Genomic DNA, 12,168 nt, shown 5'->3' with positions numbered 1-12,168 from the left:
GATTTTTCTGCTCCTAACCCACAAGGCAAAACAATTAGTCTTAAAGGAAGTTTAGGAAAAGTAACAATTGTCGATTTTTGGGCTTCGTGGTGCGGACCATGCCGAAGAGAAAATCCAAATGTAGTTGCCATTTATAATGAACTGCATTCAAAAGGTCTTAATATAATTGGTGTTTCTTTAGATGAAGATCCAGTAAAATGGAAAGAAGCTATTGCAAAAGACAAATTAGTTTGGACACAGGTTTCGAATCTTAAAGGCTGGGAAGATCCAATAGCAAAACAATACAAAGTAGAATCAATTCCAGCAACTTTTATCCTTGATCAATCAGGAAATGTAGTTGCCCAAGATTTAAGAGGCGATGAACTTAAAGCAAAAATCATAGAATTACTGGGAAAATAATCCTTTTTAGTATTCAAAAATAAAAAATCTCCCATGTGGAGATTTTTTATTTTATTCAATACCAATGTGTTAAAAATAATACTAAAATAATAACAAAATAAAGTGCAAAAAAAGTTTGTAAAACTAAAAACTGTGTCTATATTTGCACCCGGATAACGCAATAAGCGTTACCAAATAAGGCTTGGGGAGATACTCAAGCGGCCAACGAGGGCAGACTGTAAATCTGCTGTGTGAACTTCGCAGGTTCGAATCCTGCTCTCCCCACAAAAAGGGTAAAAGAAAGTAAAAAGGCAGCTTTTTCAATCTTTTCAAAAACCCATAAAAAACGTGGTAAAACCTGCAAATCCAAGGATTCGCAGGTTTTTTTCATTTTAGGCAGTTTTCAATCTTTATAAAAACACCCAAAAGTTTTGTGGCACAATCGTGGCACATTTGGGTATCAGCAAAATGTGCCACAGAACTGCATCTCAGTACCTGTAAATACAGAGGTAACCCTTTTTTTAAGTAGCTTGCGAAAGCCCATTACTATTGGTCTTAAAACAGGGGTTCTAAATGATACTAGAATTGATACCTGATATTACATGTCTTTGACAGTTATTACCAAAATAAAAACTGAAGATATCAATAGTAATTTCCAAAATAATACAGCACAAGTAAGCTTATTTTATATTTTTTAATAATTTGTAAAACACAAATTAAATCGCTCACACTTTAGAAAAAAGTTCCGACTGCAATTAGGAGGCTACTGAAAAAGTATTTTTAAGACTTAATTTTTAATAAAAAACAGGTTGTATCTGGTTTTTAATTAACCGCCTTAAGTCTTTATTTGCTAAGAATGAGGTCTTTTTAACTTATTTTATATGTAGAATTAATTCTACATTACACCATTAAACATTCTACAATTTTATGATTTCATTATAAGTAATTTTATCTCTGGATTAAGAATTAACTTATAGCTTCTCTATTCTAAAGAAACCCATCTAATAATTTTTCCCGTTATATTTTCAAAAAACGAGATTATTCTTTTTTTATAGTATCGCCAAAATGAATAAAAGTTTTGAATAATGTAGTGATTATAAGCCAGCATTATAGTTGGTCAAATAAATATAAAAACATGAAAGCTAAGAAAACAAAAATGATGTTATTGTTTGTCTTCCTTGGATTAACCGACCTTATGAGCGCTCAGACAGGCATGGGAACGACTAACCCAAAGGCAGCCCTTGAGGTAAAATCTGAAGAAAGCGGAATATTGATTCCCCGGATGACAGCTTTACAAATAGAACAAATCAGTTCTCCACATGAAAGCGAATTGGTTTTTAGCACATCGGCTACAGGTGCTACTGTTAACCAGACCGGATTCTGGTATTACACTGGCTCAGTTTGGGCGCCTCTTATCACTGTAAGCAGCACAGGCCAAAACATCTACAATACTGATGGAACCCTGCTCGCAGACAGAACCGTTACACTCAACAGTAAAAACCTGAATTTTGGGGCAGGCAAACTTTTTATCAATGGAAGCTCTGGCAACATCGGAATCAATACAAATTTGCCAACAGAAAACCTGGATGTAAACGGCTCTATGAGAATCCGTAATCTAGTTCAGGGCAATGTGGTGACTACAGCGCAGGGAGAACTATCTAATGATAACGGGCTCGTTCATAAATATGGAGACATCCGTTTTTCTTATCTTTCTGCTGACCATGATGGCTGGTATTTACTAAATGGGCGCGCTATCAACACACTACCTGCTAATGCACAAACACAGGCTGCTGCATTAAGTATCTCGGGAAACCTGCCTAATGCGGCAGGATTGTACATGAAGCAAGGCACACCCGGTACAATAACCGGAGGAGCAAGTGTTACGCTGCTACAAACTAATTTCCCAAATATTACCTATAACGGAACCTTCACGCTGTCCCAATCACATACATTTACAGCTCCGGGAACTAATGCTGTTAATACGGCTCCCGGTAACACTTGGGGGATGCAATTAGCGGGAGGGTCTCAAGCAGGATCTACAAACAGCAATCAGACCTATACCAGTTCTAGTAACGGAGCGCATTCTCATACAGTAACAATGCCTTCAGGAGGTTCCAATACACCTTTTGCTTTAAATCCCTCCAATATTCAATTTAACTATTTTATCTACTTAGGAAAATAAAGGATTATGAAAAAAAAATTCACTTTATTTCTGTTGTTTGCGATGGCAATCGTCAAAGCCCAGACCGGAATCAATACTGTTACGCCACAGGCCAGGCTGGATGTTGTTTCAACTACCAGTGGAATACTGATTCCAAGGATGACAGCAATTCAGGCTGAAAATATTGCCGGACCGGCTCTTGGAGAGCTTGTCTACGCTACTACTGCTAACGGAACGACAATTAATGATATCGGATTTTGGTATTATGATGGTGCGATTTGGAGACCTTTAAAAGCTAGTCTCCCAACCCCACAGAATATCTACACCGTCGATGGCACACTGGCATCTGATCGCTCAGTAAATCTAAATAGTCACAATTTAAATTTTGATCCAAACAAGCTCGCACTAAAAGCTGCAACCCAGCGAATTGGAATCGGCGAAAATGCTCCCACCGCCACGACAGAGGTCAAAGGCAATGTACGTGTCAGAAACCTGACTGCAGGAAATGTAGTGGCATTGGCAAATGGAACACTTACTATTGGTCCCAAGTTTGCCTACGGAACTGTCAAGGAGTCATTGCGCACAGCCGATCACAATGGCTGGTATAAACTGGATGGACGCGCTCTCAATACACTCCCTGCAGCGGCTCAGACTAATGCGGCTGCCATAGGACTTAGCGGTACATTGGCTAATGCCGACAGCCGCATGATGAAACAAGGAACCCCATTTGCTACTGGAGGTGCTAATACCTATACATTAATAAAGGGCAATATGCCTAACTTTACCATGAGTGCCACAACTAGTGCCGCTGCCGCCCACACCCATACTTTTGGTAGTGGTGGATGGGGTATGGACTATGCCGCAGGTGGAAACAATCTGGTTGTCAGGACTGGCGGCCCTGTTGAAAGCACCAACAATGTTACTGTTGATGCAGCTGCTGACCATACTCATATTCTTAGTTTCGCTACGGGAGGAAGTAACGTTCCTTTCAGCATCCTGCCTGAATATATTACCTTCACTTACTTCATTTATTTAAGTCAATAATAAAACCTATGAAAAAAGCCATTTTATATTTATACATCATACTAACCGGGGCATTCTGTTATGCACAGGGGACTCCTGTGGGTATTGGCACCACCAATCCGCAAGCAGCACTGGATATTGTCTCTACTGCTCACGGGATATTAATTCCCCGCATGACAGCACTTCAGGTTGAAGCCATTGCCAGTCCGGATGAATCTGAATTGGTATATTCCCTTTCAGCTAATGGAACTGTTGTTAACAAAGTGGGTTTTTGGTTTTATCAATCCGGGGTTTGGGTACCTATTGCAGGAAACTCAGCCGTTGCAGCTAATATTTATACCATCGACGGCACCTTAACCTCACAAAGGATAGTGGACCAGAATGGAAAGTTTTTAAATTTTGGGTCTAATTTACTGTATCTCAGTGGAAGCAATCCTGTTGTGGGTATCAATACTAATACACCAACCAATACACTGGATGTAAATGGAAATGTAAAAATCCAGGCTTTAGCAACAGCTAAAGCTGTAATTTCCGACTCAAATGGTGTATTGCTGCATAATGATGTTTTTTTTGATTACGGAGATGTTAAGCCTTCCTACTCAACAACGGATCATGATGGCTGGTATTTACTGGATGGCAGAAGCATCAGTACCCTTCCTGCCAATGCACAGGCTAATGCAACCAGTACACTTGGAAGCATTACCAATCTTCCCAATGCAACCGACCGATATTCGATGGGAACAACTTCTACAACGGGTAATACAGCAGGAAGTAATACAGTAGCATTGGTAAATGGCAACCTGCCCCATGTACCCATAGGCTTGCCTGCTGTACGCACTACTTTAACAGCAACCGCAAATGCTGCAGGCGCACATACCCACACCTTTACTTTTCAAAATACAAGAATTACTTCTCCTTCCGTGACCGGGGGTAATAATATCCATGTATTCTGGCTGGCCGGCCCTAGGTTTACAACAGCAAATTATCCGCAAACCACAGCTTTTACTTCTCATAGTCATACCTTTTCTTTGAATTCCGGAGGTAACAACACACCTTTCAGTATAACTCCCCAGACACTAAATTTTAACTATTTTGTCTATCTGGGTCAATAAAATTATTCATACTCATGCAAAAAAAATCACCTAAACTCTTTATTCAAAGCTAATTGAGGAGAAAAAAAATTGATGAAAATGGATTTATTTTACTAAATAAATTGTACATCTTCAGCGATTTACACACTTTAAAATTAATATTTTTTGAGTTATATATCCGTTAAATTATCCAGGAACTATTCCTTATTCAGAATCTTATTTGATAGATTCAGTGTACAAATTTGAATGTAGAGAACTTTTACTGTTCGATGTTTTTCAAAAAAAACTCTTCTATTTTAAAAAAAAATTGAGTAGTGAAGTACGTAGTAAAACTTCTCGATACGCTTCGCGCTCGAAGTGACGTGTAAACCTTTTTTAATTCTAATTTTTGTCTTATTTTCAATACAATCCTACTTAGAACAAGAATCACTGGTAAAAAAATTAAAATCAAAAACTAGTTACGAGTTCTATTGATTTAATTTTACTCAAACTGGAAGGAACATGGTAATTTGGAAATTCTTTTACCCGATTGATTTAATTGTAGATTAATATGAAAGAATAAAAAACAGGAATATGAGCTGCTATAATAAAATAACAACTCATAATCCATAAATTTAATTTTATTATATCGAAGTAATGATAAACTCACTGCGTCTGTTCGCCTGATGCTCTGTCTCGGTACACGGAACTCCATCGGCACATTTGTTGACCAGCTGCGTTTCACCATAACCCTTTCCTGTTAATCTGGCTGAATCAATTCCATTTTTCTCCAACCATGCAATAGTAGATTTTGCTCTTCTATCGGATAAAGCCTCGTTGTATTTATGAGTCTGACGGCTATCAGTATGCGAGCGGACATCGATTTTCATCATTGGATTTTGTTCCATCACAATCAGGATTTTTTCCAGTTCATAGGCCGCATCCTTCCTGATAAATGATTTATCTAAATCAAAATAAATAACCTTTATTCCGAATACTTTGGCTAAATCGTCTCCTACTTTTACCGGTTTAACTTTTTTCTCTAATGTTATTGGCACATCCGTTTTTCCTGCTTCTTTAGCAACACTGACTTTCTGTTCATTCGTATTATATTCCGGTTTATTGGATCGCACATAATATGTTTCTCCACAGGCTGCTTCAAATACATAATAGCCTTTATCATCGCTGGATACCCTTTTTAGTTCTTTAAAATTACGGTCTAACAGTATCACCTCAGTATTAGGTAATAATTCGCCAGTATCCAGATCCGTTACTACTCCTGACAATTCCTGTTCACAAATTAGTTTTCTGGTTTCTTTAAATTTATAAATATCATCATATCCCTTACCTCCTTCTCTATTGGAAGTAAAAAAACCCGATCTGCTCCCATTGTTTATCAGTAATGCAAAATCGTCTGTCCTGCCATTAACAGGTGCCCCAACATTTTGAGATTCTGATAGTACTCCGTCTTCTCCTATTTGGGATACAAAAATATCTAATCCTCCTAATCCCGGCCGCCCATCTGTCGCATAGTATAATTCATTGTCAGCGCTAATAAACGGAAATGTTTCTCTTCCCGGTGTATTGACAGAAGTTCCTAAATTTACCGGAGCGCCATAACTTCCGTCTTTGTTGATGGCTATTTTAAATAAATCTGATTGTCCTAAGCTGCCTGGCATGTCTGATACAAAATATAATGTTTTCTCATCAGGACTAAGTGCAGGATGTGCCATACTGTACTGATCACTGTTTAATGGCAATGCAATAACATCTGTCCATTTGCCTTCTTTTTGAGTAGCTTTGTATATTTTTAGCAGGATAACTTTATTGCCGTCTTTACCTTTTTTACCGTCTAAATAATTGTTTCTTGTAAAATACATAGTTGTGCCATCTTTGGTAAAAACAGGCGTTGATTCGTGAAATTTAGAATTTATACTCTTCTGAAAACGTTTAGGCTGGCTTAATTTTCCGTTTGATTCTACAGCTGATTCATATAAATTGGTAAACGATTGATTTGTCCATTTGAATACTTTCCTGGAAACACCACCTGTATCTCTTGCCGAGGCAAATACTAGTTTATCATTCGAAAAAGAGCTTCCATAATCTGAAAATTCCGAATTAATCCCGGAATCTTCGATGGTATAGCGACCTGAATTGGCCTTGATTACTTCTAAATAATTTCTGTTTTTGGCAAATAATTTTGCCCGCTCATCATTTCCTGATTTTTCATTGAATTTAGACATCATTTTATCAGCTTTATCATATTGATCAACTGATTTTAAGCATTGTGCATAACGGTAATAATATTCCGGATCCTGGTCATTGCTAATTGCAAAGAGTTCACTGTACCATTTTTCTGCTTTAACAAATTCGGCATTAAAATAATAAGCATTTCCCAGCTTTTGAAACAGCTCTGCAGTCTGGTATCCTTTGTCAGCGATGCGTTCATAGGTTTTTATTGCATCTATGTAGGCATAATTATTATATTCTTTGTCGGCCGAAGCTATCCTTGCTTTTTGTCCATATCCCTGAATAACAATTAAACTCAAAAAAGCACTCCGGATTAACATTTGTATTTGTGGTTTCATCATGATTAGGATGTTTTAAAAAAATCTTGGAGATATAATTTTATCATATTGATTGAATAATTCATAACGCAAAAATATTTCGTGAGAACCTGAATTATAATTGGCTAATTTTGTGGTTTCTAAATCATAGCCATAACCAATAAACCAGGAATCACTTGCCTGAAATCCTACCATAGCGCTTACGGAGGCACTCCATCTATAAGCCACTCCCGCTACAAATTTTTCGTTTATCAAAAAATTCCCCGAGAGGTCTACTTGTAATGGCGCTCCTTCTACGGTTTTAGCTAAAAAAGCCGGTTTAAACTTTATATCCGGACTCAAATCAAATACGTGCCCGCCAATTACATATAAATTCATATGCTCTTTATTAATGGCTACTGCATTATCGTTATATCGTTTCGTTTCAAAGAAATTGGGAATCGATACTCCAAAATAGGATTGATCCGAATGAAGATAAAGTCCGGCCCCTATATTGGGGGTAAAATTATTATGCAGATTCTGAAATTCTTCATCTCCCTGATATTCAGGATTTAATTTATTAATATCTAAATTGAAAAAATTAGCAGTTGTTTTGATTCCAAAAGACAACTTAAACTCCTCTGAAACCGGAATCGTGTAAGACAGATCTATTGAAGCTGTGTTCTCTACTGTTGGTCCAATACGATCATCTACAAAAGACACTCCCAGTCCTAAATGACTATTGAGTGGCGTATTGACAGAAGCAGCATTGGTGACCGGTGCCCCATCCAATCCTACCCATTGTGTACGGTGTAAAATAAAAGCGCTCAAAACACCTCTTGAGCCTGCATATGCCGGATTAACGTTTATGGTATTGTACATATACTGGGTGTATTGGGCATCTTGCTGTGCATTACAAAGAAATCCTGTTAGCATAATTACCACTATCAAAAATTTTGTTTTCATCTTTTTATGTTTAATAATTCGTCACTATTCGGTGCCCAATCATAGTTCAGAAATATATTATTTGTGCCTTTGGTTTAGTTTTTTTAATTTTTAGTCTCTTAAACAAAATTATCCTCTGTTGATATATAAATATCCCGCTTTCTTTATGGTTTGGGGTTTGGTACCCGAATACTTAATGTTCAAAACATAAAAATAAGTACCTGCCGGCAAAAGTTCATTTTTGGAAACAGTCACCCTGCCATCAGAGTATCCTCTAAAGACATTTCCATTGGAATCATAATTACGGGTCTCAAAAACTTTTACTCCCCAGCGATTGTATATTTCAACTGTATTATCACCTGAACATTCCGTCAAACCATCAATTTTAAAATATTCGTTTTTATTATCACCGTTAAGTGATAATGCATTATAAACAACTAAGGCGTTGCAAGGCGATACGATTTTCTCTCCAAAAACCCGAGCTAAAGTAAAAACTCCATATCCTGACGGTGTTACCACATTAGTAACTTCTTTTGCCGCAGGATTAGCTACACCCCCCTCATCAATCCATAATTTCCGACTGGCATCCCAACGGACAATATGGATTTCCTCATAAGGTGCCGCATATATAGCAGCCGGAGTAGTATCTTCATTCCATGATAAGGTCAAAAGAACAGGACTATCCCCATTCGTCCTGTCAATTGTCCAATATTCCTGATTATCAATTAAATCAATTATTCCTGTTCTATCCGCATGAGGGTATAACGCATTTGAATTTTCCAGAAAATATTTACTGCTAAAAGCATCCAAAGCATTGTCTGGCGCTGATATAGAGGCATATCGGAACTGTCCTTTATCTCCGATAGGAAACTGAAAGGCATCATTTCCGTTTTTACGGACAAAACCGTCAACATGACTGTTATTATCAACATTAATATGGTTTGCTGCGTTCTCAAAAATGAGTAATCCTCCATAATTATCATCATCTACAATTCCCTGCTGGAAATCTGATGTTCCGAATATACTTACGGCATTAGACAAATGAAAAGCGGGTTGTACATTACTATTGTAAAACTCTCCATCGTACCATTCCATAGGCATATTACCCGATATATCCTGATAGCCAAGTAGCCCTCGCATGCGCGTTATGCCCGTTTTAGATCCTGATGTAAAAGTTACAAGTCCATCATTATTATAATGGCTATACACATAAAAATCACCATCATTCAACAAATTGCCTGTACTTTTATTATCCATAGCCCCTACTGTAGACATAATTGTACCCGGAGTAATATATAAATCACCGGTGTTTACGGTTTGGGCTTTTAAGACCCCGCTTAAGAACAAGCCAGGTATGCAAAAAATGCCAATTATTTTTTTCATAAATTATTTTTTAATTAGCTTTCAAAAAAGAAATCCTCATGATTTTAATATGCCTCTTTAAGACAAATAATCATTAGAAAAATTGTCCGTCTTAAATGCTATTTTTCTATTAATAATTTTTCCAGTCTCTCCAATCGTTCGTTCATTGATTTAGCATTTTCTTTAAGTGTTTCCAGTTCCTTATTTTTAGCATCTATTTGTTTTTGCTGCTCAATTACATGCAAGTATAATTCTTCTAATTTTTCTAAAGACTGCACTGATAAATCTGTTAAATTAAATGAATATCCATCTTTTGTTTTTACCAGGTCTTTAATAGAAGTTACACCCGGCAAATGTTTGTTTTCTTTAATATAATTTTCTACTTCAGTTAAAGATTTAAACTTATAATCTCCCTTTATGGCTGATGATCCTGTAAAGTAATCTTCAAATACATAATCGGCATAAACACTGCTTGCTGTTCTAATAGAACCATTTACGGCAAGCATTTCATCAGCAGKCAGGCCAAACATCGCATTTTGTCCGATAGCTACTTTACCCATGGTATAAATATTATCAGTATTAAGCGTAGCCTGAGTACCCACAGCACTTTGATTAAACCAAGGCTCAACTTTAAGCGGAGTTAAATTTACCGTGGCGCCAGTTACACCATTCACCGTTGTTGACAACAAGCTGGTAGCCGACGTAAACGTATTTGATACCGTGGTGGCTGGAGCCAAACTTGCAGCAGTTACCGTTTTTAATATTCCTGTTGCATCAGCCACAACTACCCTTTCTGTACCCACGCCTGTATAAGTGGCGGTGTTAATATCACGAATTCTTACCCCATTTGAACCTATATCCAAAGTTTCAGTTGGAGCATTAGTTGAAATACCCACCTTGGCCGTGGTCAAACCCATATCAAGCCCATAAATGCTGTTGCCAATGCTTAATTGGTTAGAGTTAGAACCTACTGGTACCTGGGCATTATTACCTATGGCAATATTATTGTTCCCACTAGAAACATTATTACCGGCAGAAGTCCCAATGGCAGTATTATTTGCCCCAGAGGTATTGCTGGTAAGCGCTTCATACCCGATGGCCACATTATTATCTGTCGTCGTATTGTTTTGAAGTGCAGAAACCCCTATAGCGATATTCCTTGACCCGGTGCTATTAAAGATAAGCGCAGAAACCCCATTGGCTATATTACTCTCCCCAGTGGTATTATTGTAAAGCGATTGAAACCCAGTGGCAGTATTAAAAATTCCCGTGGTATTCTTGTAAAGCGATTGAAACCCAGTGGCAGTATTATTAGCCCCAATGGTATTAGAGTAAAGTGATTGAACCCCAGTGGCCGTATTAAAACTTCCCGTGATATTATTGTAAAGCGATTGTGTCCCATGGGCGGTATTATTACTCCCTGAGGTATTGGAATAAAGTGCTTGAAACCCAACGGAAGTATTATCATATCCAATATTGGCTCTAAGTGCCTCATATCCAATTGCAGTATTATCCCACCCCTCGATATTGGATAGAAGCGCATTAAACCCAACGGCGGTATTATCACCTCCATCGATATTAGAGGAAAGCGCAGAACTTCCAACTGCAACATTCTCAACCCCTTCGGTATTGGCTGTAAGTGCAGCACTACCCATAGCGGTATTTCGCTCCCCTGTGGTATTGGATGCAAGTGCAGAAGCCCCAACAGCAGTATTACTTGCTAAATTCCCCAAGCCACGTCCTACGGTAACTCCGTTAACAAGAGCATCACCCCCTGTAATACTGGCTATTTGGTTGTTGGCATCTACGGCAGCGTAATATCTTGCCTTTTCTACATTGTTGGTCTTCAGTACCAAATCCTGGGCATCGGTGGTACCTAAAAAATTGGTACCTGCGGTGGTTCCCGCATTACCGAGAAGTTTCCATCCGGCAATGCCACTTAAATCTACCGTTGCACCAGTTACACCATTCACGGTGGTTGACAACAAGCTGGTAGCCGGGATAAAAGTATTTGACACAGTGTTCACCGCAGGAGCTGTAGCACTCACTCCATTTACAACCGAAGTAATCGTATTATTCGGATTCGTTAAAGTATTTGTAGTGGCAGGTATAATAGCATTTACAATATAAGGACTGGCTACAGTTCCTGATCCGGTAACAGATATATTGGTTCCTGCTGTAGTTACACCACCCTGACCATCTGCTCCGTTGGTTCCATTGGTTCCGTTAGTACCGTCAACACCGTTAGTTCCGGCTAAACCTTGCGGACCTACTGCGCCATCAACTCCATTGGTTCCGTTAGTACCGTCAACACCGTTAGTTCCGGCTAAACCTTGCGGACCTACTGCGCCATCAACTCCATTCGTTCCGTTAGTTCCGTCAACACCGTTAGTTCCGGCTAAACCTTGTGGACCAACTGCGCCATCAACACCATTCGTTCCGTTAGTTCCGTCAACACCGTTAGTTCCGGCTATACCTTGTGGACCAACTGCGCCATCAACTCCATTCGTTCCGTTAGTTCCGTCAACACCGTTAGTTCCGGCTAAACCTTGTGGACCAACTGCGCCATCAACTCCATTGGTTCCGTTCGTTCCGTCAACACCGTTAGTTCCGGCTATACCTTGWGGACCWACTGCKCCATCAAYWCCATTYGTTCCGTTKATTCCATCWACACCATTGGTTC

At 38.6% G+C, this 12,168-nt stretch carries 7 protein-coding genes, 1 tRNA gene and 1 pseudogene; 5 read left to right on the top strand and 4 right to left on the bottom strand.

Going from position 1 to position 12,168, the window contains the following annotated elements; genetic code table 11:
- Nucleotides 1-12: 12 nt before the first annotated feature.
- The 5 genes and pseudogenes from AC1DVP_RS09910 to AC1DVP_RS09890 all read left to right on the top strand — a co-directional run.
- A pseudogene (locus AC1DVP_RS09910) lies at nucleotides 13-399 on the top strand (TlpA family protein disulfide reductase); the annotation flags it as partial.
- 183 nt (nucleotides 400-582) lie between these two features.
- A tRNA-Tyr gene (locus AC1DVP_RS09905) sits at nucleotides 583-663 on the top strand.
- 850 nt (nucleotides 664-1,513) lie between these two features.
- A complete protein-coding gene (locus AC1DVP_RS09900; RefSeq protein ID WP_477183312.1) occupies nucleotides 1,514-2,560 on the top strand; it encodes a hypothetical protein in 1,047 nt (348 codons plus the stop codon).
- A 6-nt stretch (nucleotides 2,561-2,566) separates the two neighbouring features.
- The gene (locus AC1DVP_RS09895; protein WP_477183311.1) at nucleotides 2,567-3,583 is read left to right on the top strand and encodes a hypothetical protein; all 1,017 of its coding nucleotides are present in this window, start codon (nucleotides 2,567-2,569) and stop codon (nucleotides 3,581-3,583) included.
- A gap of 8 nt (nucleotides 3,584-3,591) precedes the next feature.
- The gene (locus AC1DVP_RS09890; RefSeq protein ID WP_477183310.1) at nucleotides 3,592-4,674 is read left to right on the top strand and encodes a hypothetical protein; all 1,083 of its coding nucleotides are present in this window, start codon (nucleotides 3,592-3,594) and stop codon (nucleotides 4,672-4,674) included.
- Nucleotides 4,675-5,276: 602 nt separating this feature from the next.
- On the opposite strand, the gene AC1DVP_RS09885 is transcribed toward AC1DVP_RS09890, so the two are convergent.
- From AC1DVP_RS09885 to AC1DVP_RS09870, 4 genes are all read right to left on the bottom strand, one after another.
- Nucleotides 5,277-7,202: an OmpA family protein gene (locus AC1DVP_RS09885; protein ID WP_477183462.1), complete on the bottom strand. Its 1,926-nt coding sequence runs from the start codon at nucleotides 7,200-7,202 to the stop codon at nucleotides 5,277-5,279.
- Between the two features lie 33 nt (nucleotides 7,203-7,235).
- Entirely contained in the window at nucleotides 7,236-8,144 is a 909-nt protein-coding gene (locus AC1DVP_RS09880) for a PorP/SprF family type IX secretion system membrane protein (RefSeq protein WP_477183309.1), read from the bottom strand.
- A 108-nt stretch (nucleotides 8,145-8,252) separates the two neighbouring features.
- Nucleotides 8,253-9,506 (bottom strand): gliding motility-associated C-terminal domain-containing protein, encoded by a 1,254-nt coding sequence (locus AC1DVP_RS09875; RefSeq protein ID WP_477183308.1) that lies wholly within the window; start codon nucleotides 9,504-9,506, stop codon nucleotides 8,253-8,255.
- A gap of 98 nt (nucleotides 9,507-9,604) precedes the next feature.
- The coding region (locus AC1DVP_RS09870; RefSeq protein WP_477183307.1) for a beta strand repeat-containing protein at nucleotides 9,605-12,168 on the bottom strand (2,564 nt) is incomplete at its 5' end.

It is taken from the genome of Flavobacterium sp. P3_A6, assembly GCF_056403035.1.
The sequence above is the reverse complement of the archived record's forward strand: the minus strand, read 5'-3'. Positions and strand labels throughout refer to the sequence as shown.